Source organism: Methanocaldococcus bathoardescens, assembly GCF_000739065.1.
GTDB classification, from domain to species: Archaea; AGJL01; Methanococci; order Methanococcales; family Methanocaldococcaceae; genus Methanocaldococcus; species Methanocaldococcus bathoardescens.
On the sequence record NZ_CP009149.1, the window covers coordinates 452,114 to 477,249 of the forward strand.

Sequence of the window (25,136 nt, forward strand, 5' to 3'; positions counted from 1 at the left end):
TTAAAAATTTTTTATGTTGTTGAACTTTCAGCATCGTTGTATAACTCATCTCCAACATCAACTTCATCTTCAAACCCTCTACTATCTTTCAATGTCTCTATTCTGAACATATAGGATTTATACCAAATATCCTCTGGTTTTTTCTTTATTGGGGATAATTTCCAAGCTCTTGTTTCTTCCTCATAACCCCAATTTACGTAGTGGTTGAAATTCCTTATTATATCAGTTATAACTACATTAAAGTCATTTATTAATGTTCTTTGAATCTCTCTCCATTTATCCAATGAACTCTCTCTTCTTGTGATTCCAAAGTAACCAGCTCTTCTCTCTCCTTTTAATGCTGATATTCCTCTACCAATGAATGTTTTTACAGCATAAACTGTTTCTGGTGGGTCTGTAATGAATGTATCAAATGCTTTACTGTATTTTTCTGGAAGTGGCTTTCTTAAATCTAAGGTTATAACTTCAATATTTTTATAATTTAATTGTTCAGCAACCTCTTTTATGAAGTTAATTAATCTATCATCAATATCAACAACTACGATTCTTTTTGGTAGATTTGATAGCATTAAAGCAATGCTTGTTAAGTCATCATCCCCTAAAACTAAAACATCCTTATTGAATAAATCTCCTCTTGAATTCATCAATGCAATTCTTGAAATTGTACATTCCGGTGTAACGAAACCTTGGTCGTATTCGTGTTTTGGCATTGGTCTATTTTTAACAATCTCTTTAAATTTCTTCAATAAATCTTGGTAGTTCTTTAAAGATACCCCTCTCCCTTCACAGCATTCGCAAACACTATCATCTCTCTTCCCAATTCCATAGGATTTTATAAATTCATTTCCTTTTTCAGTAAATTCTATTCCGTTACCTATTTTTACTAACCCCTCCTCCTCTAAAACTCTTATAATGTCAGCAACTAAAGGTAATGGCTCTTCACTCAAATCAACAATCTTCCAAAAATCACTGGTTGTTAAAATAGCTGATAAAACATTTTCTACTGACTTGTCATATACTGGAATCTCTGATTTCGCTCTAACCTTCTCTAAGATTCTCTCCATTATTTCACCTCTTTTAAGTATTTTCTATAGCAAGCTCCCTGTCCTATTCCTTCGTTGATAGAGACCTCTATCCAATTTATATTAGAAAAACCGAGATTTTTTAATCTATCTGCTATTTCATTAGCAAAATATATTGCTAAATCTTCAGCAGTAGTTGATGGAATAGGTAAAAGTATTACATCCTCAACAGGAATACTGTATTCTTTATTCTCATATTTAAAGTATAGGGTTTTATCCCTTAACTCATAATATACATGCTCATGATTTTTTGGAAGTATTAATTTGTGGTCTAACTTATCACAAATCTCTTTTACAATCTTTTTAATTATTTTAAAATCACAAACAAATTTGAACTCTCCGGCTCTATCTCCATAGAGTTTTACATCTACATAATAAGAATGTCCATGTATAACCCCACATGTGGGATGTCCAAATACAATATGGGCTGATGAAAACCTTAAACCTGCATGTAATCCATTTAACTCTAACATCATGCTTTTACACCTTTTTTTGATTTTAGGTAATTAACTAATCCTCCAGCATTTAATATTTCTCTTTCTAAACCTTTTGGTGTTTCACATTTTATTGTTTTGTTTTTATTGATTATTTTAATTTCTTCCTTATCTAAATCAATCTCAACTATGTCTCCATCTTCAATCTCATCAGTATTTGCCATTATTGGTATCAATCCAACATTAATAGCATTTCTATAGAAAATTCTTGCAAAACTTTTTGCTATAACTGCCTTAATTCCACAATATTTTATTGCTATTACAGCTTGTTCTCTACTTGAACCACACCCAAAGTTTTCTCCTGCAACTATTACATCTCCTTCTTTAACTTTTTTTGGGAAGTTTTCATCAATCCCCGCCATACAGTGTGAAGCTAATTCATAAGGGTCTGTAGTTCTTAAATAAGGCCCTGGGATTATTGCATCTGTATCTATATCATCCCCAAATTTGTGAGCTCTTCCTTTAATAATCATTTCTTATCACCAAAATAACGTTATATCTTTTAGATTTAAAAATTTTAAATTTTAAAAGAGATAAAAATCTTATATTTAATATAAAATTTCTTTTAGGAAAAATAAATAAAATGGATTTGCTATAAAAACTTTATTATTTAATTACTTATTGCTAATCTCTATTATTTTCTTTTTCATTGGAGCGGTTATAATTGGCTTTTCAGGGATTAAACCAGATGGCTTGTAGTAGAGGATGAGAAGCATTAAAACTCCAAATAACATATAAGACAGCCAAACTGGCTCAAATGGGATATTTAAGGTATATTTTAAGTCATACTTATAAACATCTAATAATACCTTAACTATAACATAACATAAAACCCCTAAAGCCACTCCTTTATTATTTCCTTTTCCTCCCAACAAAACCATTAGGAATGGGAAGAATGTCCATTCAACTCTTGTAAATGCATTAGCAACGATATTTACTGTATATAATGAATACAAAGCCCCTGCAATTGCCCCAATTGCAGAACCAATAGCCATTGTTTTTATCCTTAGCTTCATTATATCTCTACCAAATGCCTTAACGGTATCTTCATTTTCTCTCATAGCCCTTAATACTCTACCAAATGGTGTATTTAACAATCTTTCAAAGAACAAATAAACTAAAAAGGCAATAAATAAAACCATTCCAGTAAATACCCAACCTCTATACTCTCCAGAGACAAATGCTAAAACATCGGGGGTTGAGATACCATAATAACCTCCAATTATGTTTAGATTATAAGTACAAACCAAAACCACAGCCTCGCTTATAGCTAATAATGTAACTCCCAAATAATCCTCTTTTAACTTAGCACTTGGTAGGATAAAGATTGCTCCAACTACAAATCCAAGGATTGAAGCCAATATTATAGCCAATATTAAAATTCCAATTCCCACTATTGGATTTGAAGCAATTACATCATTTATCATTGATGTTGCGTAGGTACTACCCTCAATCAATCCTCCCCCAATACCAAAGTATAGCATTAACAACCTATCCAAAATCCCTCCAACTGCAATAGCTCCAACTAATACTGACAAAGCTTTACCAAAGTTTGGAATTCCTGCATAACCAAATTCCATGTTTAAAGATAAGGATACTATGTAATAGATTCCAAACCACAATAAGATTAATGAGATTAGTTCAATAATCATTTTTTTCACCCCGAAACTTTTAGAAAAAATTATACTTTATTAGGAAAATTAAAAAAATAATTTCTTATGCTCCAGAAAGCAATTTCTTAACTTTCTTCCAATCAGTTCCTGTAATTCCATAAGGTGCAATTAATAGTGTTACTATCATTATGATTAGAGAGATAACTTTTCCATAGACTAAAAATCCAGTTCCAAATACTGATGCTAAGTAATAGGTTATTAAACTCTCAGATATTCCAATCACATAACCCCCAATTAAAGCTCCACTTATATGCCTCAACCCCCCAACAATACTTGCGGCAAAGATTGAGATGATAATTAAACCTCCAGTAGCTGGGACAATCTCTTGCATGAAAGGTAAAAGCCCCCCAGCAACTCCAGCTAAAGCTCCAGAGAGAATCCATGAAAATAACCTTGTTTTTTCAACATCAATTCCCATTGTTTGTGCAAGTGAAGGGTTTTCCATTGAAGCTCTCAATGCAATACCAAATTTTGTTTTATACAATAGAAGATAAAGCCCAATCAACAACAGTATAATAACAAATGTTGAAACAAACAAAATTCCCTTAAATCCTAATACTGTAAAATCTAAGTTTGCAAAAACGAATTTCGCCTGAGTAGAGCCAACAATTGCACTTAATATTTCAGAATAAGCCCCAATAGCTCCTAACAATATTAAATCAATAGCTAATGTTGCAATCATCAAAATCTCTACTGAAGCTCCTCTTTTTATTAGTGGTTTTAAAGCTAAATAAGTGATTAAACCAACAACCGCTCCAATAATAAACAATACTGGCAGAGAAAGATAAGGGCTTATATCAAACAACCTCAATAGAGTTAAAGCAACATAACTCCCAACTATTGCATAACTTCCTTGAGCGAAATTTGGAACGTTTGTTGTTATATAAGTTAGAGTTAAACCCAATGCCAACAAAACTAAAAGGTTGGAATAAATAATCGCTCCCTCTAAAATCATGTTTTCACCTTGAAACTTTTAGTAAAAGTTAGATGAAAACCTTAAACGGTTTTGTAGCCAGAAAGTAGAGCTTTCTGTTGAACGAAATCCTTCGGATTTTGTAGCCCGAAGCTAAAGCTTCGGTTTCATCAAAATTCGTCCATTTAACCAATTATCAAAGTTTTTAATTATTGTAAGGCACTTATAGAAGCTCCTTTAGAGCTTCTAAATATTCCTTAATAGACAATATTTCCTTTGATAATTGGTTATAAATTAGAGCTTTCAGCCCTAATTAATGTCTATTATTTAAGTTATAGGTCTTTTTTCTATGTTTAAATAGCGGTTATTCCTAATGAGTATTCCTTAAATTTCTCATGGTTTAATAACTCTTCAGCAGTTCCTTCAAACGCCACTCTTCCACTAACAAACATATATCCGTTATCACTAATTTCTAAAGCTCTTTTGGCGTTTTGCTCAACTAACAAAATTGTTAAGCCGAATTCATCTCTCATCTCAATAATCTTTTCAAAAATCACTTCTGCAAGTTTTGGTGATAATTGGGCAGTAGGCTCATCCAACATTAAAACTTCTGCATCTCTAACCAAAGCCATTCCCATAGCTAAGAACTGCCTCTGTCCTCCACTTAATGTTCCTGCTTTTCTTTTCAAAATATCCTTAAGCTCTGGAAATACATCTAAAGCAATTTCTATCCTCTCTTTAACTTTATCTTTATCTAATACATAACCAGCAATCTTTAAGTTTTCTTCAACAGTTAAATTTGCAAATACGTTGTTTGTTTGTGGTAGATATGCAATTTTCATTCTTGCTTTTTGATGTGGTGGAACTTTTGCTATATTTTTATCTTTAAATATAATCTCTCCAGAATATATCTTTGTTAAACCAAACAAAGTTTTTAAAAATGTAGATTTCCCACTCCCATTTGGCCCAATAATTAAAGTAACATCTCCTTTATTTACACTTATAGACACTCCATTTAAAGCTCTAAACTCACCAAAACACTTTACAATATTCTCTGTCCTTAAAATTTCCATTTTATCCCTCAAAAAAATAAGTGACATTATTTTTGATATAAGTAAATTATATTCATTCGATTTAAAAATAAAAATTATAATTTTTATACTTTATGGATAAAAACAAAAATAAAATTAAAAATAAAAAATTAAAAAGTTGAATTAAATTTATTGCCAGCTAATTTTTCCAGTTGTTGAGTCCCAAATTCCTACTAACTTCCAGCCATCTTCTGTTACTGCAAAGATACCATAGTTTCCACTTGCTCTATCGTTCCACTCATTCAATTTTATGTAACCAGTTACTGACTTAACACCAAACTGACCCTCTGAATATTTAATTGCATTCTCTTTTATCTTCTTAGCTAATAAGTCAGCATCATATTTTCCAGCTTCTTGTAACATTTCAGCATAAGAGATAGCTCCAACCCAGAATGCATCATAGACGTTTAATGCATACTGGTCTGGTTCTCCATAACCTCTCTTCTTAAACTCTTCTTTTATCTTTTCAGCTTCATCAGTTTCTGATTGGAACATTGTTGAATAGAGTTTAACTTTTACAGCTTTATCTTTAACTTCTTCTAAAACTTTCTTACTGTTTGCTGTTCCATCACATCCAATCCACTTGTAGTTTAATAAAGGTGAGTCATCTTTTATTTGAGCTAAGAGTGTTGCAACTTCTTCATAACCAATAAACACTATCCCAGTGTCATTTCCTTTTCCGCTGATTTCATTTGTTACTTTTTGAATTATTGGGCTCCAGTCACCAATGTTAGGGTCGTATGGAATTACATCTATAACATTTATTCCATTAGCCTTTAATTTCTCAACTGTTGCTTTCTTTAAACCATCTCCCCAAGCATCTGCTCTATAAATAACAACAACATTCTTTAAACCAAGTTCTTTAGCAACATCCCCAATAGCGTTTCCTTGGAAGTTATCTGTTGGGACAAATCTAAATATGTATTTTTTATCTTCTGGCTTAGCACAGCCAATTGCCTCTGGTGGTGCAGTTGAAGATGGTGATATAATTACAAGTTTATTTGAATTTACGAAGTTTTTAACGTTCTTAACTTCTCCACTAGCCATTGGTCCTAAGAACAAGTTTATTCCTTGAGCGTGAAGAGCTTGCATTTTATCTAAACAAACTTTTGGGTCTGCCTTTGTATCTTCAACATAGAGCTTGACTTTGTAAGGAATTCCTTTCTCTTCAAAGTATTTGTTTATCTTCTCTTCAGCAATCTCACAGATATGCTTTTCATTATTCCCATAAGTTGCTAAACCCCCGGATAAATCAACCAACAACCCAACTTTAATAACGTTTTCTTCTTCCTGTTTTTGAACACATCCTGCTAAAAACACACTTCCTATGAGAATAGTCCCTAATAACAGGGCAATTATCTTTTTAATAATATCACCCCATTAAAAGCTATAGCAATTTCACTTTTTATGAATGGACAATATTTAAGTTTTTCGAGATGGATTTAATTAATAAATATTATTACTATTTTTAATGACACATCATCAAAAATTTTTAATGCATGAACATCTAAGATAAATTATATTGTTTGATGAACCTATTAAGTTTTTATTCATTTTAAATTTTGAAATTAAAGGTGTGATACTTATGAAAGAAAGAACCTTTGTAGCTTTAAAACCAGATGCTGTAAAAAGGAAACTAATTGGAAAAATTATTGAAAGATTTGAAAATAAAGGTTTAGAAATTGTGGCTATGAAAATGATTAAATTAGATAGAGAGATGGCAGAGAAATATTATGAAGAGCATAAAGGAAAAGAGTTTTTTGAGAAATTGGTAAATTTTATGACATCCGGAAGGATAGTTGCTATGGTTATTGAGGGGGAAAACGCTATATCTGTTGTAAGAAAGATGATAGGTAAAACAAATCCTGCTGAAGCAGAGCCAGGAACTATAAGAGGGGATTTTGCCTTAACAACCCCAGATAATGTAATTCATGCTTCTGACTCAAAGGAAAGTGCTGAAAGAGAGATAAAACTATTTTTTAAAGAGGATGAGATATTTAGTGAATAAGCATAAAGGTTTAATAACACATCTTTCATTTTTTGTATATCAACCCAAATAATATTATCAACTATAAAGGTGTAATTATGGATGAGAATGATTTGAAGTATATAGAAAAAGTTTTAGGAAGAAAGCCAAACCACATAGAGTTAGCAATGTTTGAAAACTTGTGGAGTGAGCATTGTGCTTACAGAACTTCAAAAAAGCTCTTAAGAATGTTTGCTAAAACAGTTAATGAAAAGACAAACAAAAACATTGTTGTAGGAATTGGAGATGATGCTGCTGTAATTAGGTTAAAAGATGATATCTGCTTAGCAATAGCTATGGAAAGCCACAACCACCCATCATACATAGACCCATACAATGGGGCTGCTACAGGAGTTGGTGGAATTGTTAGGGATGTTTTATCAATGGGAGCTAAACCAATAGCTTTATTAGACCCATTAAGGTTTGGAGACATATTTGGAAAGGAAGGAGATAAAGTTAGATGGTTAATTGAAGGAGTAGTTAAAGGAATTGGAGATTATGGAAACAGGATAGGAGTTCCAACAGTTGGAGGAGAGTGTGAGTTTGATAGCTCCTTTGATTACAACAACTTAGTAAATGTTGTATGTGTTGGTTTAGTTAAGGAGAATGAAATTATTACTGGAAAGGCAAAAGAGCCAGGATTGTCTTTAATATTGGTTGGTTCTACTGGAAGGGATGGTATAGGAGGAGCTTCATTTGCATCAAAGGATTTAACTGAAGAAAGTGAGGAAGAGAGGCCAAGTGTTCAGGTTGGAGATGCATTCTCTGAAAAATGTTTAATTGATGCTGTTTTAGAGGCAGTAAAAACAGGTAAAGTAAAGGCGATGAAAGATTTAGGAGCTGCAGGTCTTTCAGGAGCTTCATCTGAGATGTGCTATGGTGGAGGAGTAGGATGTGAGCTTTACTTAGAAAATGTTGTATTGAGAGAACCATTAACTCCTTACGAAATTATGGTCTCTGAAAGTCAGGAGAGGATGTTGTTAGCTGTTGAACCTGGAAGTGAGGAAGAGATAATTGAGATATTTAAAAAATATGAACTGCCTGCATCAGTTATTGGAAAAACAATTCCAGAAAAGAGGATTATTGCCAAATACAAAGGAGAAGTTGTTGTTGATTTACCATTAGATTTGTTATGTGAAGCTCCTTTATATGATAGGGAAGCTAAAGAAGATTTGAAAGAAAAAGAGGATGATAAAGAAAAAATAAAGATGCCTGAAGATTTAAATGAAGTTTTATTAAAGCTATTAGAAGATCCAAATATTTGCTCAAAGGAATGGATTTATCAACAGTATGACCATGAGGTTCAAATAAGAACTGTTGTAAAGCCAGGAAAAGATGCTGCTGTTTTAAGAATAACTGAAGTATATCCAATGGGAATTGCCTTAACAACTGACTGTAACTCAAGATACTGCAAATTAAATCCTTATGTAGGGGCTGTAAATGCCGTTGCTGAGGCAGTAAGGAATTTATCAACAGTTGGGGCTGAACCAATAGCTATGCTTGATAATTTAAACTTTGGAAATCCTGAAAGACCAGAGAGATTTTGGCAGTTAGCAGAATGCATTAAAGGTTTAGCAGATGCTGCTGAATTCTTTGAAATCCCAGTTGTTGGAGGAAACGTAAGTTTATACAATGAGACGATTATTGAAGGTAAAGAACACCCAATAAATCCAACTCCAGCAATATTTGTATTAGGTAAAGTTGAGGATGTTGAAAAGGTTCCAGGAGTTTTAGATAACAAGATTAAAGAAGGAGATATTTTAATAATCACAAATGAGACAAAAGATGAGATGGGAGGAAGCGAGTATTATAAAGTTATACACAATACTGAAGAAGGAAAAGTCCCAAGAGTTGATTTAGAGAAAGAGAAGAAGATTTATGCTGAAGTTAGGGAAGTTGTAAAGGAAGGATTAGTTAGTGAAGTAGTGGATTGTTCAAGAGGAGGTTTAGCTGTAGCTTTAGCTAAAATGGCTATATTAAACAACATTGGTTTAGATGTAGATTTAACTGACTATAATAAAAATAATTTAAGGGAGGATGTTTTATTATTTTCAGAAACATCTGGAAGAATAATATTGGCAGTTAGAGAAGAAAATAAAGATAAAGTTCTTAGCAAATTAAGCAACGCTTATGTAATCGGAAAAGTTGGAGGAAACAGATTGAAAATAAAAATTAACGGAAAAGAGATTATTGATTTGGATGTAAATGAAATGAAGAAGAGATATTATGAAGCGTTTCCAAAGATGATGGGAGAACTTTAGATTAAAATCTAATTTTTTATTTTTTTAGTTTATCTAACTTTACTACCTGCTTTTATATCTTTATCAACAGTTAATAAGCTAACATTTCCTTCATCATCTTCAGCTGCTAAAATCATTCCTTCAGATAAAACCCCACACAATTTAGCTGGTTTTAAATTGCAAACAACAATTACCTTTTTTCCAACTAAATCTTCAGGTTTATAATATCCTTTAATTCCTGAAACAATCTGTCTCTTCTCATCTCCCAAATCAACAATTAGTTTTAAAAGTTTCTTTGATTTTGGTATATCTTCTGCTTCAACAATCTCTCCAACTCTTAAATCAATCTTTTCTAAATAACTTATATCTATTTGCTCCATTTTTTCTCCTCCTTTTGTTTCTTCTTTTTTATTTTCGTAGAGTTTCTTTTTCATCTCTTCTATCTTCTTATCATCTATCTTTTTAAATATAATCTTTGGTTTCTTTAACTCATTTCCTCTCAAATTCAAATCAAGTTCTTCATTCATTAATTCCAATAGTGCAAGAGATTTTTTAGGCATGTATGGGTATAAAAGGTAGACAAGAGTTTTTACTGTCTTACAGCAGGTATATAATATTTCCTCTAATCTTTCTTCATTATCAACAGCCCATGGTTCCATCTTTTGGAAGTAGCTGTTTCCTTCAATAGCAAGATGTAATATATTAACTAAAGCATCTCTAAACTTAAAGCTCCTTATGTTTTTATCAACAGCTTCAATTGTCTCTTCACATTTCTTTAATAACTCTTTATCCTCCTCTTTTAATCTATCTTCATCAACTATTGGAACTTTCTTAAACTTTCTATGTGTGAATGTTAAAACTCTGTGAGTAAAGTTCCCAATTATATTGATTAGCTCATTATTTATCTTATTTTTGAAATCGTCAAATGAGAAATCACAATCTTTAAACAGAGGAGCTGACATGATTAAGTAGTATCTTAAATAATCTGCATCAAAGTTTTTAACAAAATCTTTAACCCAAACAACCCATCTTTTACTTGTACTCATTTTTCTTCCTTCTAAAGTTAAATAACCTCCACTAACAACTGCTGTTGGTAAGTTAAAGGAACCATGAGCAATCAACATCCCTGGCCAGAAAACAGCATGATGGACAGTTATATCTTTCCCAATGAAGTGATAAATCTTTGTATCTTTCTCTAACCAATACTTTTTCCAAACATCTCCTAACATTTTTGTAAATGAGATATAGCCAATAGGGGCTTCTAACCAAACATACATTACCTGATTAGTTCCTGGAATTGGAACTCCCCAGCTTATATCCCTTGAAATATCCCAATCATGCAACTCTTTAATCCAATTTAATGCCATGTTTTTAACATGTTCTGGCATTTCCTCTGCATTTTTTATATATTCCTCCAACTCTTTTTTTAAAGCACTCAACTTAAAGAAGTAATGTTTTGTCTTTCTAATCTCTGGCTTTCCTTTGCAGATTACACAGTATGGCTCTTTTAACTCAAATGGCTCTAAATGTCTTCCACAAACTTCGCAGTGGTCTCCTCTTGCCTCTCCTCCACAGTATGGGCAGATTCCTTCAACATATCTATCTGGCAAGAATTTTTTACAGTTTGGGCAGTAAAATTGCTCTATCTCCTTTTCATATATGTAGCCATTTTCTTTCAACTTTAAATAAAACTCCTGAGCTGTTTCTATATGTATTTGACTATGGGTCTTTCCAAAAGCATCAAACTCTACTCCCAATAAATCTAAATCTTCTTTAATCTCATTATGGTATTTTTCAACAATTTCCTCTGGGCTTTTTCCTTCTTTTTCAGCGGTTAAAGTTATAGGAACTCCGTGGTTATCAGTTCCTCCTATATGAACAACATCTTCTCCTCTCAACTTTAAGTATTTATACATAATATCTGCTGGTATGTAGGTACTTCTCGCATGACCTAAATGTAAAGGGCCGTTTGTGTATGCTAAGGCAGTGGTTATTAAATACTTCATTGTCTCCCTCCTCTTTATGTCAGAATTTTTTCTTCTTTCTGCCTAAGATGTGCCTTGCTATAGGGTCGTCTATATTTAGCATCTTGGCAATTGCCTCAAGTTTTTTGTTGGTTATTTCAACAGTCTCATGAGCTTTTTTTAATATATAAGGATAGCCGTTAATAGATATCTGCTTTATTGATGATAGTAGCTCTTTATCTATTTTGTTAAAGCTTGTTATTCCCACGACTCCGCAGTTATCCTCCAATCTAACAAACTGTATATAGGCAGTATCAATTTCTGCATAAAATGGTTTCTGTCTGATAAAGCTTATTCCCTTAACTACACTACTCAATTGTTTGTGTTTTTCTCTTTTTTCTTCTGGCCCAATTCTATTGACAAAATCTATCGGCTCTGAATACCCAGCTTTATCTGTATATTTTGTAAAAACTGCGATATCTGGCATATTTTTGTCAAAATAAATATTTATTTTTGAAGTTTTAGATATTCCAATAATCTTATCTTTAAATTCATTTATAAGCTTTGTTAATGTTAAGATGTATTCAACATGCTCAACCAACATCTTTTTATCAAGCTCCAAATCTAAATCTTTTGATATAATTCCAATCTCCCCATAAGTAATCTCTTCCTCAATTTTCTTATCAAACTCATTTTTATATTCAGTATAGAGATTTTTTATCTCCTCTTCATAGGCTTCAAAACCCTTTCTTGTAGATATTAATAGAGAGAATAATGAGCCATCGAAGATATAACAGTCAATATCATAATTCCTAAGGACATAGAGGGCATTTTTTAACTCCAAAGTTAGCATGTATTTCCTTATTCTATCCTCTATATCTAAGGGATGGGCTATATCAAATATATACTCTTCTTTAGCCTTTTTTATCTTCTCTCCAATATTATGGATAAAGCTAACCGCCCCAACTCCATAGAATGAAAAGGATATGTAATCTAACTTATTACAACTCCCATCTCCACCAGCAAAGCTCATGTCCTTAGGATTTTCAAAACTGTCTAAAATCCACTTTTCTTCAACTTCCTTATAATCAATGTTATTAATCTTTTCCATTTTTTTGATGATTTTCTCTCTGTTTTTTAAAAGGTATTCAATCATCCATTATCCCTCAATTTAATAGAAAAAATAAAAATTTATTCTTATCCTTCAATAGTTCCATAACCAATCAATCTCCATCTTGAACCTACTCTTCTGCTTATAGCTACTCTATCTCCAATTTCAGCACATATTGGGATTTTTAATTTTATATCTGCAATATCCCCTCTTGCTGATGTTATAACTCCTGCTGTTGTGGCAGTTCCAATGTTTAGCATTAAAACTTCTCCTGTTCTTAATGGTTCTGTCTCTAATTCTTCTTTAGCTCCAACAACCCTCTCTAATAAATTAGCTTTTATAGTTATTTTTTCTCTAATTGGTGGTAAAGTTCCTGGTAAGCCAACGACACTTCCAGTTAAAGCATCTGATTTTGTTAAGTATGGGTCTAATGTTGTTCCTACCCCAATCAAACCTCCTGGATGAGCTTTTCTAAGTATGTTATTTCCAGCTGCTAATGAAACAATCTTTGTAGTTAATGGTTTCCAGAATGTTTTATTTCCTTCAGTTACTTTAATTCCTGGTCTAATTTCAATTTCATCTCCAACTTTAAATACCCCCTGAATAATTGCTCCTCCTAAAACCCCTCCTTTTAAATCTTTAATCTCAGTTCCTGGCTTGTTTATGTCAAAGCTTCTTGCAACATACATTCTTGGTGTTGCATCAGGGTCTCTTTCAGGTGTTGGAATAAAGTCCTGTATTGCTTTTAATAACACATCAATATTTGATTCGTGGTGGGCAGAGATTGGAATTATTGGGGCGTTTTCAGCAATAGTTCCCTTAACGAATTCTTTTATTTGCTCATAATTTTCTTCTGCCTGTTTCTCATCAACTAAGTCAATTTTATTTTGAACAATTATAATCTTATCAATTCCTAAAATCTCTAAAGCCATTAGGTGTTCTTTTGTTTGAGGCTGAGGACATGGTTCGTTAGCGGCTATAACCAAAATTGCCCCATCCATTAAAGAAGCTCCAGATAACATTGTAGCCATCAATGTTTCGTGCCCTGGGGAATCAACAAAAGAAACTCTTCTTAAAAACTCTGTTTCAGATAGACAGTTTGGACATCTTGGTTTTGTTGTGTAAGTTCCACACTGTGGACATTTCCTTATCTCACAATCAGCATAACCCAACCTAATTGAAATCCCCCTTCTCAACTCTTCACTATGCCTGTCAGTCCAAACTCCTGTTAATGCTTTTGTTAAACTTGTTTTTCCATGGTCGACGTGTCCAACCATTCCAATATTTACTTCTGCCTGTTTAGCTTGTTTTTTCTTTGCCATAATTATCCCCCGTAAATCTTACTTACTTTATCTGTAAAATATAAGTGTTTTTCAAACTTAATAAACTTTATTAAGGAATAGGTATAAAAGCCCTACGGGCTTTTATAATGTACCTTTTTTAAAAATTATATTTTGAAAAACACTTATAGTATTTCCACATTTTTATAATTTTAGCTTACAAAGTTATATTCGGCAGTATCAAAATAGTCAAAAAAACTACAAAACCACTACAATATTTTAAACAGAATAAATAAAATAAAAATAAAATTAAGAGCTATGTTTTATTTATTGCTCCTGGTTTTCTCCACCTTCTAATCCTAACAATTCAGGGATTGATTTCTCTCCATACTCAACAACTTTAACGTTAATTTGGACAATGTCAGGAGCTATTGTGTTTCCTCTAACTGTTTTTCTTCTTCTCTCCCCTTTTCTTTTTGGTCTAAATCCTGGTGGTGAACTCAACAAAACCCTAACCTTTCTACTTCCATGGATGTCAGGTCTCATTGGGAAACCGCTTGAATCAGTTCCTCCTGTTATTTGCAACTTGTAACCTTCTAAACCTAAAATTTTACCATCAAATACTTCTCCAATTTTCTTACCAACAAGTGGTGTGTTGTCTGCTTCAATTTGGTAGCATCTTCCTGTTTTTGGGTCTGCAACTACGAATTTTGCTGTTGGCATAGTATTCCCTCCTATATTTTTATTTTTGTTATTTGTTTTCAGTTTCCAAATTTTTTTAAATTAATCTTTTGAATTTAACAAAACAGCTTATTTTTTATTTATTTTTTTATTTTTTATTCACCCTACGCCTCCCCAGCTTCATCATTTCACTACCCCTTTGGGGTCAAAGGGGTAGAACTCTACTGGGTCATCGACACGTCCCAACTCCTATTAAGGAGTCAGGACAATAGCACGGGATAATAATTGAAACATAATATCTTAAATAATTTTTGGTTTTACATCTTCAATGCTATTGTGATAATATAGTATAGAATTATGAGCCCAGCAATTGCTAAAAACATATATTGAGTTCTTAACATTCTTTTTCTTCTTTGCATATATTCGATTCTACATTTTTCTGAGCAAAAAACTTGGTCTGGGGGAATTGAGATACCACAATTTAAACAGTGTCTGTGCTGTGGAATTTCCATATTTATCCCTCAATTATTGTTCCATTTATTATTCCTTTACTAACATTTAAAAGCTCTTCAGGTGTTCCTTTAACAACTACCACTTTTAACTTAGCCCTTTCAATAATTTTAGCAGCTAATAAATCAACAACTGATGATGAACCTGCCTTTAATGAAGAAGCTAAAGCTAAATCAACAAGCTGTTTAGCACTCATCTTATCGAATTTTTTAGCATCTTTATATTTATTTGGGTCTTTGTCATAAACACCATCAACATTTGTCCCTATAACTAACAAATCAGCGTTTATAAACTCTGCTAATGACGCTGCAACAGCATCTGTTGTATGCCCAGGATGAGTCCCTCCCATGACAGGAATTTTTCCTAAGTTTAATATAAGCTCTGCCTCTTCAAATGATGTAGGGACTTTTTTTATACTATAATTTTCTAAAGCAGTAATTAATATCATTGCATTCATTCTTGTAGCCATTATCCCAAGTTCATCACAAAAACTCTCATTAGCTCCAAGTTCTCTTGCTATACTTATGTATTCCCTCGCTGTTTTTCCTCCTCCAACGACTATAGCTACCTCATGCCCCTCATCCTTAATCTTTTTAAAAGTATTGGCATATTCTTTAATTTTTTCAGCATTAGCTCCTTCTTTTGGCATCACAACCGAGCCTCCCAAATCAAAAACAATCCTCATCTTCTCACCAAAGCTCCCTAATAAAAGAGTTATTCAAAATATCAAAATAGGCAGTATTTATAGTTTTTTGCAAAATGTCTTGTAATGAATAAGGTATATATGAACGCCTCCAAATAGGAGGCGTTCAAAATTTCCTTCTTAATTTTAATAAGTTTTGCAAAAAACTATAATTTTAATTCAATTTAGTTCCAAATATTTGAATATTTCTATCAATATGCACAAAAAATAAAAAGGTGTATTGTTATTATAGATATAATGTAAGTTCGGCACCTAACCTCTTAACGCCGTCTTAACATCTTCAACTTTCACAGTCTTTCTCTTTGCGTGCTTAGCTAAATCAACTGATTTCTTAGCAATCTCTAAGGCAATTTCCTCTAAAGCCTCAGCAAAGTATTTCCCTGCTGCTTCACTTACTCTTTGAGCACCTGCCTTCTTTAAGATTCTTACACATGGTGCAACTGGAAGCTCAGCCATAATACCACCTCAGAACTTTACATTTTTAGTTTTTATAATGGGAAGTATATATATTTTTCGGAGATATTCTCTAATATTTTCTTCTATACTTTTTTGAGTATTATTGTGAGTTCATTTTTAGTATTGGCCTTTAGATTAACTATTTCAAATACTTCAATATTTTTATATTGGTCTAAAATTTTTAACACCTGCTCCAAATCTTCCTTTTTAGTCTTTGATTTTCTTGCTTTTAATGTATGAATTATATATCTATCACTTTTTAAATATTTCGCAAATTTTAATGTTAAAAATATAGATTCATCAGGGTATAGATTAGTGTCATTAGTTATCAAATCAATTTCCTCATTAATATCTTTTTCAAAATCTACATGTTCAGCTCTCTTTTTTATATGGATTATGTTGTTAGCATTTATTTTTAGCTCTCCAGTATCTATAGCATAAACTTTTTTAGCTTTTTTTGATAACATTTTCGCCCAACCACCTGGGGATGAGCCGATATCTACAACGCAATTTAAGTTTTCAAATATAAATGGGAATTTTTTTATTAATTCATCCATTTTTCTCTCTGAGCGGTTTAATGGTCTTTCAACATATCTCTTTAAGTTTTTTAAATTGTCTATATTCTCTTGAATAACAAGTTCGTTAAATTCATCCTGAAATATTGAGATATAGCTCTTATCTTGTAAAATTTCAATATTTATTTTAAAATCCCAGTTTTTTAAATTAACTCTAAGATTTAAATCTTTAAAATTATCTAATACATACTTTCCAATTATTCTTTCAACTACTTCACTTGTAAATTCATGATTTCCTCTCCTATTACATCTAACTACAAAAGATTTATTCTTTAAACTTTCTTTCTTTTCATTGATTAAAAAAGACACAGCTTTTTTTATCTCATCAATATCTGTTTGGCATTCCATTTCTAATGGAATTACTCTCAATAAAAATTTTAAATTATTTTTATTTTCTTTAATAATATTTAAAAATTCGTAAGGGTTTTGAGATATTATTTTTAAAATTCCTCTAAATGGTGTCCAGAGAATTTTCTTTTTTATTGGTAATTTATTTAGCTCCTCTCTTAATTGCGGTTCAAATCCTGGTTTTGTTGTCACTAAAGCAACTGGTTTCATAAATTTAGCCACCACAGAATTCAATAATATTTTTTGCTAACCTAACCTTATCATCTAATGTCTTCATGATTGTGTTGGTTATGAAAACTTCACAAGGTATTTCTTTAGCTATTTCTTTATCAGCATTATCTATAACCAAAACATCAACTATATCTCTATAAAACTCATAAATTCCTTTAACAGATACTTCATAGCCCTTAGCTTTCATTAATTTACCTGCAGGACCTGAAACAGCAGAATTCCCAACTATTGGTGAAACAGCTATAACTTTTTTATCTTTTAATAACTCTCTAATTCCATTTAAACTTAAAATTGGCCCTATAGAGGTTATAGGATTTGAAGGGCCGATAATAATAAGCTCGCTATTTTTTATAGCTTCAACTGCCTTCTTACATGGTTTGGCATATAAACTATTTTCATAAATAACATCTAAAACCTCAACATCCCCTCTTCTTTTAACCCAGAAATCATGAAACTTTAATAAATCAACTTTTCCATCAACCTTTGCCAAAATTTTTGTCTCAACCTTATCATCAGTCATTGGGATTACTTTTACTTTAATCCCTAAAGCTTCTCTCTCCATATCAACAACTTCTGAAAGCTTATAACCCCTCCTCAAATAATAAGTTTTATGCATTTTTAAGGCTCTATCTTTATCCCCTATCCTTAAAACTTCATCAAATCCAAGATTTTTTAATTGCTCATGGGTGTAAAAAGTATCTCCTTTAACCCCATACCACGTTTCCTCATTAATTAAATCTGCTAAGGTATATAAAACGGTATCAACATCAGGTGATAGATATAAATCCCCTATCCAAGTATCTTCACCAGTGTTAACAATAACAGCCAATTTTTCATTATCAACAACTCTTTTTAAACCCTGCAATAATTTTGGCGTTCCTGTTCCTCCTGATAATACTGTAATCACTTTCTCACCTAATCTTCAACTTAAGCTTATTAATCAATTTGTTAGTTATTCGGTCTGTTAAGTAGTATTTTCTTATGTTATTTCTTGTTTCAAAGAAATCATCTATTATTTTTTTAATATTTTTCTTTCCATTGTATTTTTTTGCGAGTTCTCTCATTTTTAAAGCATTTCTTTTATAAAATTTCATGTTTCTTATGTCAAATATGGCTTCTTCTAATCTATATAGCTCTTTATAAGATAAAGCTATTCCACAGCCCAAATCATGGACTTTTTTAGCATTATTTCCCTGCTCTGGGTGGTCTAAATCTGGGATAACAATTAATGGTTTTCCAAATGATAGGGCTTCCATTATTGTTGAATGCCCTCCATGGGATATGATAAGTTCAGCATTTTTTATAAGTTCTTTCATATTTGTTGTTATAGGAATTATCTCAATATTTTCATTTTTATAAGAGTGTAATTTTAAATCATTTTTTAGCTTTTTAGCAACTTCATAACTTCCACACACAAGTTTAACATTTAGGTTATTTTTTAAAGCTATTTTTCCAAGCTCTTCAAGGATTTTATATCTATACTCAAAGCCACCAATAACACTCAATATGTAATTTTCTTCATTATCATCATCTTCAACATCATATCTAATTAATGGCCCAATAAACTCCATATTTTTTATAATTTTTAGGTTGTATTCACATATAGTATAGGGTAAAGGAAAATCAGGAACAATAAACCTTTCACATCTCTCATTTATAATGTTTAGAGCTTTCATTGTTGGATAAACAATTAAATCTGTTTTTAATTTATATCTTGTATAGTTTTGATTACTTATGCAAATAACTGGCTTTTTTAAAAGTTTTGCAGCTACAACTGTACTATATTTACAGTCGGAAATTACTAAATCAGGGTTGTATTCTCTTATAATGTTAATTTCCCTTTTAATAGCTTTTTTTGGGCTGTATTCTTTATTGAATATACTTGAAGTTATATCAAATTTTCCATCTTTTCCTTTAAGTTTTATCTCTGGAAATGTCTCAAAAACTTTAAATCCATATTTTTCAATGAAATCTTTACTTTTTCCATAAGCAATGTATGCTATTTCATAATCATTTTTTAAAGCTTCACCAATTGCTATACATCTTGTTGTATGCCCAAAACCCTCCCCACAGACTGAAATAAGTATTTTCATATTTTCACCCAAACTTTTTAGTAACCATAAATTATTTAATTTGGGGTATCCACACCATAGAGGGGGCTTCGCCCCCTCCCTATTGGGATATCCCCCAACTTTAATTTACACCTCCGAGCGTAAGCGAGGAGGTGTTAGCTTTGATGAAACTTTCTTAAAGTTTCATAACAATCGGGCGAAGCCCTATGGTTATAATAACTTCTTACTTTCTTCTGTGAGAGCTAATTTATTAATTCTACCTATTTTTTCTTTTCTTATTATTTTTCTATCTTCTAATTCAGATATAATCCTTGAAACCTTTGGTTTGCTCATTCCAGTAATTTCAACAATTTCTTTTTGAGTTATATGTCCATGTTTTTTTATCAAGTCAATTATAATTTTTTCATCTTCAGTCAAAAAGCTCCACAAAACCCCTCTCTTTAACTCCATATGTTTTTCTACAATGTCATTTAGTTTTTTGACCTTATCTTTTAACTCTTCATTCTCTTTCTTTAATTTTTCAATATATTTATTCAACGAATCAATATTTTCTTTATATTCAGTATTTTCATCCACGAGTTTTTGTAGTCTACTTTCATATTCTGAAATCCTTTCATTTAACACTCCAATAATCTCATCTTTATTTAATAAGTTTTTATTGGCTTTACTTAGCTTATCTTCTAAATCTTTTATTTTTATTGTTAAATTTTTAACCTCATCTTCTTTTTCTTTTAATTTATCTTTTAGCTCATTTAATTCATTTTTTATGTTTTCAGTCCCTTCTATAATCTTCTTTTTAGAAATTCTCTCTCTAACAAACAATCCCCCAAATATTGCAGCCCCAAATATTGCAATTATTAAGAGGTATTTCAAATTATTGTTAATTGCTGGCTGTTCTATGATATTTTGTTCTGGATAAGATATGAAAGTATATTTCACAGTAATTGTGAAAGTTATTTCTTTATTTAGGGACAAATCCCAGATAATGATTTGATGTTTTCCATCGGTAGTTATTTTATATCCAGAAGGGGTTACAAGCAAAGTTCCCTGTGGTGATGATATAACTGCCCCTGGGGGAAGAATTACTTTTATAGTGGCGTTTTTTGCAGAGATTGGAAAGTTCATGATGAGTTGCTTAATATCATTTCTTGTCCAGATTGCATCAGTAACTAAACAATTAAATGTTACATTTGCATACTCATTTGGCGGTAGTGGTTTTTCAAATTCTACAGCAATTTCGGTAATTCCCTCATTATATAAAGCACTATACCCCCTAATGTTTATAGAAGATTCTATTGTGAAATTTTTAATGTTTTGAGGAATTGTATAGGTTATGCTACTCAAATTTTTATTATCGTTATTGTATATCACCATAGTTATTGTTTCATTTATTGTATCGTCAGGGTTAACTATACATTCAATATCTATCCTCTCAATAGTATATGCAAAAGATACGTTTGCAAATAAAAGAAAGAAAAATAAAAACATTAAAAATTTTTTAGGTTTAATGGGTATCACCTTAACATACGAGGATATTATTATTTATATCACCTTAATATATATAAAAATTTGTTTTGTATAGACTAAAATACAAGGGGTTGGAAAAATGCTAAAAGATTATAGGGTATCAATTGCCATCCCAATAGCCTTTCTTATATTATCAATTTTATTAATAGGTTTTAAAGGAATCCCCAAAAGTATAGACATAACTGGAGGAACAGAGATAACGATTAAAGTTGATAAGAATATAGATATAGCCCCTCTAAAAGAATCACTTGATGGAAAAGCAGAGATAAAAAAATTAAAATCAGCTGATGGGTATTATATAGTTGTTAGGTGTAAAAGTGAAAATGTTGAAGAAGTAAAAAAGAAAATTAAGGAATTTTTCAATGTAAATAGCTTAGATGAGTTAAATTATTCTGAAAAGACAATTGGGGCAATGTTGAGTGCTAAATTCTTTGAAGAGGGGTTAAAAGCTATTTCATTTGCGTTTATATTTATGGCTATAGCAGTTTATTTTGCGTTTAGAAACCCAATAGCGAGTGGGGTTATTATATTATCTGCACTTTCAGATTTAATTATAGCTTTAGGGGCTATGAGTTTGTTTAATATTGAGCTATCATCAGCCACTATAGCCGCTTTATTAATGGTTATTGGATATAGCGTAGATTCAAACATTTTATTAACTACAAGAGTGTTAAAAAGATTAACAAAAAGCTTTGATGAAACTGTTAGAGAAGCAATGAAAACAGGTTTAACAATGACACTAACAACAATCACTGCAATGCTAATCTTATTGATTGTTGTAAAGCTTTTCATCCCTGTGGCGGATATATTGGCAAATATAGCTACAGTATTAATCTTGGCTTTGGTTGCAGATATTATAAACACCTGGTTATTGAATGCAGGTATATTGAGGTATTATATAACTGAATATAGAGCAAAGAAGATTTAATTAAACATCTAAAAATATTCTCTTTTTAAAATCTCTAAAAATTTTTTAATTCCTTTTTCAATGCCATTTTTTTGCCTTTCTTTAACATTCTCAAAAGTAACTAAGTTGGCATAAACATCCGATGTAAATAAATAGCAATTGTTATCAGTTAATATACAAATAGCTCCCCTCCCAACACCAGCAGTAGTTCCAATGGATATATTAGCATTTAGCTTTTTCTTTAATGCTTCTGCCATCAACTTAGCAACCTCCAAATCTTTCTCTTCGCTATAAGCTTTTGCATATCTATAATTATAATCTGGCTCTGGAAGTTTTATATCTAAAAGTTTTTCAGCCCCTACAATTGAAGGTATAAACATGGCAGTTAAAACTCTAACATTTTTTATTAATTTTAAATCTTCATCAGAAAATAAATATTTAAATTCAAAATCTTCATAACCAGCAGCTGCTTTATGAATAGTTAAGCCAATATTTGCATGTGTAAAACATTCAGCTGTTGCTACAGTTATCATTTTTCTCACCGTGAGAATATGGGAATTAAAGAGTATTATGACAAATTAGCTAAGAGTTATGATAAATTGTATAAAAACAAGTATATGAGAGTTGTGGAAAAAGAAATTATAAAAAAAGAGATTAAAGATGATGACTTTGTCTTAGATATTGGTTGTGGAACTGGAGAGCAGTTAAAAATTTTAAATAAGGCAGTTGGTTTAGATATATCTATAGAGATGGCTAAAATAGCAAATAAAAAAACAAATAAGCTAATTGTTGTAGCTAATGCTGAATTCATTCCATTCAAAAACAAAAGTTTTGATAAAGCAATATCATTTTTTGGGGCTTTAAATCATTGTAATATAAATAGAGCTTTAAGAGAAGTTAATAGAGTTTTAAAGGATAATGGGGTTTTTATATTTACTGTAGCAAACATCTATGATATAAAATGGATTATCAAGAATATTTTAAAAGGAAACTTTAAAAAGGTAAGGAAAGCTCTAAAGAAAAGAAAAGGAACAATAACAAAAGTAATTGAAGGGGAAAAAATAAAAGTAAAAACAAGATTCTATGATTTTAAGGAAGTAGAAGAAGCTTTAAGAAAAGAAGGTTTTGAAGTTGTTTATACTTTTGGGGCAAATATTACAAACTCTCCATTGGATAAGTTTATTTATAAAAGCTTTTTAAAGAATTTTGCTTCATACATCGGATTTGTTGCAAAAAAGGTAAAAAATAAATAAATTTTTTTATTTTTTCAATTTTTCCCTTCCTGCTTTTTTAATTGCATCATACATCATCTCAACAGCATTTGGATTCTCTTCCAACAAATTGCCAGTAACTATTGCATCAGCTCCAGCTAAAACCTTCTCGTATGCAATTTCTGGTTTTCTAATTCCTCCACCAACAATTATATTAATTCCAGAAAGCTTTTTTGATAAACTTATAGTCTCATTATTTACTGGGTATTCAGCTCCACTTCCAGCTTCTAAGTAAGCCCATCTCATTCCAAAGAATTTTGCTGATAAACAATACATTGCAGCTATCTTTGGCTTGTTTTGAGGAATTTCCCTTATTTCCCCAACATAACCAACAGCTGTTTTTTTAGCGGGCTCTATACAGAGATAAGCCATTGGAATTGGCTCTAAATTATACTTTAAAATTGTTATCGCCCCTAAAGTTGGGGCTGTTATTGCCCAATAAGTGTTAGCTGAGTTCATTAAGCTCATATAAAATACAGCGTCAGCGTATTTTGAAAGCCCATCAACATTTCCTGGGAATAAAATTATTGGGAGCTTAGTAATCTTTTTTATTTTTTTAACTGCTTCATCTAAATTAACTATCCCAATACTCCCTCCAACCATTATTGCATCAGCATAATCTTTAACATTTTCAGCTATTTCTTCAATATTTTCTTCTTCTGGGTCTAACAGAGTTAGATAAACAGCCCCCTCTTCCTCAATAATTTCATTCAATTTTTTCTCAACTTTACCTATTTTTATCTCCATACTTTCACCAGAATAGGAGCTAAAAAATATAAAATAAAGAAAAAATAAATTTAATTTTAATATTTTAATTAATTAAGCATGTAAAATGGTCATTTTTCAATGATTGTCTCTTTTATTGCCATCCCAAAATGTCTTGCATATTCCTCTGGTTTTATTAAAACTTTGTCTCCTGGTTTTAAATCAACAACAGAAACCGGCTCTCCTTTTTCATTAACTAACCTTATAGTCTCAGCATTCTGTAATATAGTTCTAATAATATCTCCTTTATACTCAGCCTCAATTAATATCAATGGTCTTCTCTCAATCTTTACCCTGCCAACTATTGCCTCTCTTGCATTTCCATCCTTATCAACAATTAAAACTTTATCTCCTGCCTTTAACTCACTTAAATATTTTGTTTTATTCCCTGGGCATAAAATATAAGCATGAACAGGCCCTGCATTAACTCTGAATGGTCTTGTAGCTACGTAAGGGTTTTCTACAGTTTCAGAATGAACTAAAAATAATCCTCTTGAGTAAGAGCCAATTAGCATTCCTTCTCCTATCTCCATTAATGAGCAAGTGTCTATACAAACCCTATCTCCACTACCTATTGGCTCAACTCTTGTTATTGTTGCTACATCTAAAGCCACTTTCTCTTTATTCATCTCTTCAATTAATTTTGACAACTCCTTTATATCCTCTAAGTTTTTTGGATTTAATAAAACTCCATCAGTCCCTTTCTCCAATATCTCATAAGCTACCTTTGCCTCACCAACTGAATCAACACTTGCTATAATTTTAACATCTCTATTAAATAAATCAGCTATTAAGTTTTCCAATGGAATGATTGTCCAATCTCTTCCTTCTAAGATAATATTATCAACAAAACCAAACCTTGCAACCTCTGAAGCAAATTCTTCATCTTCCTTTGATTCTATTGGTATATATACTGCAGTTTCTTTCCCTAAGTTTTTAGCTTCTTTTAAAAACTCTATGTTGTCATCCTTATTTACTAAAACAATATCTGCATCTAAGCTATGTGAAGCTACATTAATATTTCCAAGCTCTTTAATTTTTTCAATATCTTCTGGCTCAGCAACAACTACAGGAATTGATGACTCCAAAGCCATCTTTACAATCTCTTTTTTATCTTCCCAGTTATCTCCAATAACATTAACCCATCCAAATTTCATAATTCCACCTTCTCATTTTTAATTAAATTACGTTGCCACTTCTTATTTATAAAGATTTA

General features: G+C 31.4%; 25 protein-coding genes. 4 read left to right on the forward strand and 21 right to left on the reverse strand.

The window, feature by feature from the left end; all coding sequences use genetic code 11:
- Positions 1 to 11: 11 nt before the first annotated feature.
- From JH146_RS02300 to JH146_RS02330, 7 genes are all read right to left on the reverse strand, one after another.
- The gene (locus tag JH146_RS02300) at positions 12 to 1,064 is read right to left on the reverse strand and encodes a bis-aminopropyl spermidine synthase family protein (RefSeq protein ID WP_048201488.1); all 1,053 of its coding nucleotides are present in this window, start codon (positions 1,062 to 1,064) and stop codon (positions 12 to 14) included.
- Positions 1,064 to 1,558, reverse strand: coding sequence for a 6-carboxytetrahydropterin synthase (locus tag JH146_RS02305; protein WP_048201489.1), 495 nt, complete (start codon positions 1,556 to 1,558; stop codon positions 1,064 to 1,066). Before JH146_RS02305 ends, JH146_RS02300 begins: the two co-directional genes overlap by 1 nt.
- The gene (hacB, locus tag JH146_RS02310; RefSeq protein WP_048201490.1) at positions 1,555 to 2,049 is read right to left on the reverse strand and encodes a homoaconitase small subunit; all 495 of its coding nucleotides are present in this window, start codon (positions 2,047 to 2,049) and stop codon (positions 1,555 to 1,557) included. Before hacB ends, JH146_RS02305 begins: the two co-directional genes overlap by 4 nt.
- 141 nt (positions 2,050 to 2,190) lie before the next feature.
- The gene (locus tag JH146_RS02315; RefSeq protein ID WP_048201491.1) at positions 2,191 to 3,228 is read right to left on the reverse strand and encodes a branched-chain amino acid ABC transporter permease; all 1,038 of its coding nucleotides are present in this window, start codon (positions 3,226 to 3,228) and stop codon (positions 2,191 to 2,193) included.
- Between the two features lie 64 nt (positions 3,229 to 3,292).
- Positions 3,293 to 4,204: a branched-chain amino acid ABC transporter permease gene (locus tag JH146_RS02320; RefSeq protein WP_048201492.1), complete on the reverse strand. Its 912-nt coding sequence runs from the start codon at positions 4,202 to 4,204 to the stop codon at positions 3,293 to 3,295.
- Positions 4,205 to 4,515: 311 nt separating this feature from the next.
- On the reverse strand, positions 4,516 to 5,229 hold the full coding sequence (locus tag JH146_RS02325; RefSeq protein ID WP_394296459.1) for a branched-chain amino acid ABC transporter ATP-binding protein: 714 nt from the start codon (positions 5,227 to 5,229) through the stop codon (positions 4,516 to 4,518).
- A 153-nt stretch (positions 5,230 to 5,382) separates the two neighbouring features.
- Positions 5,383 to 6,573, reverse strand: coding sequence for an ABC transporter substrate-binding protein (locus JH146_RS02330; protein WP_236953673.1), 1,191 nt, complete (start codon positions 6,571 to 6,573; stop codon positions 5,383 to 5,385).
- 265 nt (positions 6,574 to 6,838) lie between these two features.
- Between JH146_RS02330 and JH146_RS02335 the strand changes: the two genes are divergently transcribed.
- A complete protein-coding gene (locus JH146_RS02335) occupies positions 6,839 to 7,261 on the forward strand; it encodes a nucleoside-diphosphate kinase (protein WP_048201495.1) in 423 nt (140 codons plus the stop codon).
- Between the two features lie 56 nt (positions 7,262 to 7,317).
- Positions 7,318 to 9,540: a phosphoribosylformylglycinamidine synthase subunit PurL gene (gene purL, locus JH146_RS02340; protein WP_257719652.1), complete on the forward strand. Its 2,223-nt coding sequence runs from the start codon at positions 7,318 to 7,320 to the stop codon at positions 9,538 to 9,540.
- A 29-nt stretch (positions 9,541 to 9,569) separates the two neighbouring features.
- On the opposite strand, the gene metG is transcribed toward purL, so the two are convergent.
- The 11 genes from metG to JH146_RS02395 all read right to left on the reverse strand — a co-directional run bounded on the left by metG (position 9,570) and on the right by JH146_RS02395 (position 20,968).
- Entirely contained in the window at positions 9,570 to 11,543 is a 1,974-nt protein-coding gene (gene metG, locus JH146_RS02345) for a methionine--tRNA ligase (RefSeq protein ID WP_257719653.1), read from the reverse strand.
- 1 nt (position 11,544) lies between these two features.
- Entirely contained in the window at positions 11,545 to 12,639 is a 1,095-nt protein-coding gene (locus tag JH146_RS02350; RefSeq protein WP_048201499.1) for a DNA double-strand break repair nuclease NurA, read from the reverse strand.
- Between the two features lie 41 nt (positions 12,640 to 12,680).
- Positions 12,681 to 13,916, reverse strand: coding sequence for a translation initiation factor IF-2 subunit gamma (locus JH146_RS02355; RefSeq protein ID WP_048201500.1), 1,236 nt, complete (start codon positions 13,914 to 13,916; stop codon positions 12,681 to 12,683).
- 285 nt (positions 13,917 to 14,201) lie between these two features.
- The gene (locus tag JH146_RS02360) at positions 14,202 to 14,597 is read right to left on the reverse strand and encodes a 30S ribosomal protein S6e (protein ID WP_048201501.1); all 396 of its coding nucleotides are present in this window, start codon (positions 14,595 to 14,597) and stop codon (positions 14,202 to 14,204) included.
- Between the two features lie 275 nt (positions 14,598 to 14,872).
- Positions 14,873 to 15,067 carry a DUF2116 family Zn-ribbon domain-containing protein gene (locus tag JH146_RS02365; protein WP_048201502.1) on the reverse strand — a complete coding sequence of 65 codons (195 nt, stop codon included), beginning with the start codon at positions 15,065 to 15,067 and terminating at the stop codon, positions 14,873 to 14,875.
- A gap of 2 nt (positions 15,068 to 15,069) precedes the next feature.
- The gene (pyrH, locus tag JH146_RS02370; protein ID WP_048201503.1) at positions 15,070 to 15,750 is read right to left on the reverse strand and encodes a UMP kinase; all 681 of its coding nucleotides are present in this window, start codon (positions 15,748 to 15,750) and stop codon (positions 15,070 to 15,072) included.
- A 270-nt stretch (positions 15,751 to 16,020) separates the two neighbouring features.
- Complete coding sequence (locus JH146_RS02375) at positions 16,021 to 16,224, reverse strand: histone family protein (RefSeq protein ID WP_048201505.1); 204 nt, start codon at positions 16,222 to 16,224, stop codon at positions 16,021 to 16,023.
- Between the two features lie 83 nt (positions 16,225 to 16,307).
- A complete protein-coding gene (locus tag JH146_RS02380) occupies positions 16,308 to 17,357 on the reverse strand; it encodes a THUMP domain-containing protein (protein WP_048201506.1) in 1,050 nt (349 codons plus the stop codon).
- 4 nt (positions 17,358 to 17,361) lie between these two features.
- Complete coding sequence (gene cofD, locus JH146_RS02385) at positions 17,362 to 18,285, reverse strand: 2-phospho-L-lactate transferase (RefSeq protein ID WP_048201507.1); 924 nt, start codon at positions 18,283 to 18,285, stop codon at positions 17,362 to 17,364.
- A 4-nt stretch (positions 18,286 to 18,289) separates the two neighbouring features.
- Complete coding sequence (locus JH146_RS02390; RefSeq protein ID WP_048201508.1) at positions 18,290 to 19,471, reverse strand: MJ1255/VC2487 family glycosyltransferase; 1,182 nt, start codon at positions 19,469 to 19,471, stop codon at positions 18,290 to 18,292.
- A 189-nt stretch (positions 19,472 to 19,660) separates the two neighbouring features.
- Complete coding sequence (locus tag JH146_RS02395) at positions 19,661 to 20,968, reverse strand: DUF7343 domain-containing protein (RefSeq protein ID WP_236953674.1); 1,308 nt, start codon at positions 20,966 to 20,968, stop codon at positions 19,661 to 19,663.
- Positions 20,969 to 21,056: 88 nt separating this feature from the next.
- Here JH146_RS02395 and JH146_RS02400 point away from each other — a divergent pair, with 88 nt between their 5' ends.
- Entirely contained in the window at positions 21,057 to 21,905 is an 849-nt protein-coding gene (locus JH146_RS02400) for a protein translocase subunit SecF (RefSeq protein WP_048201513.1), read from the forward strand.
- Positions 21,906 to 21,913: 8 nt separating this feature from the next.
- Here the strand turns inward: JH146_RS02400 and JH146_RS02405 are convergent, their stop codons facing one another.
- A complete protein-coding gene (locus JH146_RS02405) occupies positions 21,914 to 22,417 on the reverse strand; it encodes a UPF0254 family protein (protein ID WP_048201515.1) in 504 nt (167 codons plus the stop codon).
- An 18-nt stretch (positions 22,418 to 22,435) separates the two neighbouring features.
- On the opposite strand from JH146_RS02405, the gene JH146_RS02410 reads away from it, so the two are divergent.
- Positions 22,436 to 23,137 carry a class I SAM-dependent methyltransferase gene (locus JH146_RS02410; protein ID WP_048201517.1) on the forward strand — a complete coding sequence of 234 codons (702 nt, stop codon included), beginning with the start codon at positions 22,436 to 22,438 and terminating at the stop codon, positions 23,135 to 23,137.
- 6 nt (positions 23,138 to 23,143) lie between these two features.
- Here the strand turns inward: JH146_RS02410 and JH146_RS02415 are convergent, their stop codons facing one another.
- Together JH146_RS02415 and JH146_RS02420 are read right to left on the reverse strand one after the other, a co-directional pair.
- The gene (locus tag JH146_RS02415) at positions 23,144 to 23,902 is read right to left on the reverse strand and encodes a geranylgeranylglyceryl/heptaprenylglyceryl phosphate synthase (protein ID WP_048201519.1); all 759 of its coding nucleotides are present in this window, start codon (positions 23,900 to 23,902) and stop codon (positions 23,144 to 23,146) included.
- Between the two features lie 89 nt (positions 23,903 to 23,991).
- A complete protein-coding gene (locus tag JH146_RS02420) occupies positions 23,992 to 25,077 on the reverse strand; it encodes a 3-dehydroquinate synthase II (protein ID WP_048201525.1) in 1,086 nt (361 codons plus the stop codon).
- Positions 25,078 to 25,136 lie beyond the last annotated feature (59 nt).

Excerpts from the sequence above, each read along its gene's own strand:
- JH146_RS02300 (WP_048201488.1), bottom strand. The coding sequence starts at position 1,064 with ATGGAGAGAATCTTAGAGAAGGTTAGAGCGAAATCAGAGATTCCAGTA.
- JH146_RS02305 (WP_048201489.1), bottom strand. The coding sequence starts at position 1,558 with ATGATGTTAGAGTTAAATGGATTACATGCAGGTTTAAGGTTTTCATCA.
- hacB (WP_048201490.1), bottom strand. The coding sequence starts at position 2,049 with ATGATTATTAAAGGAAGAGCTCACAAATTTGGGGATGATATAGATACA.
- JH146_RS02315 (WP_048201491.1), bottom strand. The coding sequence starts at position 3,228 with ATGATTATTGAACTAATCTCATTAATCTTATTGTGGTTTGGAATCTAT.
- JH146_RS02320 (WP_048201492.1), bottom strand. The coding sequence starts at position 4,204 with ATGATTTTAGAGGGAGCGATTATTTATTCCAACCTTTTAGTTTTGTTG.
- JH146_RS02335 (WP_048201495.1), top strand. The coding sequence starts at position 6,839 with ATGAAAGAAAGAACCTTTGTAGCTTTAAAACCAGATGCTGTAAAAAGG.
- JH146_RS02350 (WP_048201499.1), bottom strand. The coding sequence starts at position 12,639 with ATGATTGAATACCTTTTAAAAAACAGAGAGAAAATCATCAAAAAAATG.
- JH146_RS02355 (WP_048201500.1), bottom strand. The coding sequence starts at position 13,916 with ATGGCAAAGAAAAAACAAGCTAAACAGGCAGAAGTAAATATTGGAATG.
- JH146_RS02360 (WP_048201501.1), bottom strand. The coding sequence starts at position 14,597 with ATGCCAACAGCAAAATTCGTAGTTGCAGACCCAAAAACAGGAAGATGC.
- JH146_RS02365 (WP_048201502.1), bottom strand. The coding sequence starts at position 15,067 with ATGGAAATTCCACAGCACAGACACTGTTTAAATTGTGGTATCTCAATT.
- pyrH (WP_048201503.1), bottom strand. The coding sequence starts at position 15,750 with ATGAGGATTGTTTTTGATTTGGGAGGCTCGGTTGTGATGCCAAAAGAA.
- JH146_RS02375 (WP_048201505.1), bottom strand. The coding sequence starts at position 16,224 with ATGGCTGAGCTTCCAGTTGCACCATGTGTAAGAATCTTAAAGAAGGCA.
- JH146_RS02380 (WP_048201506.1), bottom strand. The coding sequence starts at position 17,357 with ATGAAACCAGTTGCTTTAGTGACAACAAAACCAGGATTTGAACCGCAA.
- JH146_RS02390 (WP_048201508.1), bottom strand. The coding sequence starts at position 19,471 with ATGAAAATACTTATTTCAGTCTGTGGGGAGGGTTTTGGGCATACAACA.
- JH146_RS02400 (WP_048201513.1), top strand. The coding sequence starts at position 21,057 with ATGCTAAAAGATTATAGGGTATCAATTGCCATCCCAATAGCCTTTCTT.
- JH146_RS02405 (WP_048201515.1), bottom strand. The coding sequence starts at position 22,417 with ATGATAACTGTAGCAACAGCTGAATGTTTTACACATGCAAATATTGGC.
- JH146_RS02410 (WP_048201517.1), top strand. The coding sequence starts at position 22,436 with ATGGGAATTAAAGAGTATTATGACAAATTAGCTAAGAGTTATGATAAA.
- JH146_RS02415 (WP_048201519.1), bottom strand. The coding sequence starts at position 23,902 with ATGGAGATAAAAATAGGTAAAGTTGAGAAAAAATTGAATGAAATTATT.
- JH146_RS02420 (WP_048201525.1), bottom strand. The coding sequence starts at position 25,077 with ATGAAATTTGGATGGGTTAATGTTATTGGAGATAACTGGGAAGATAAA.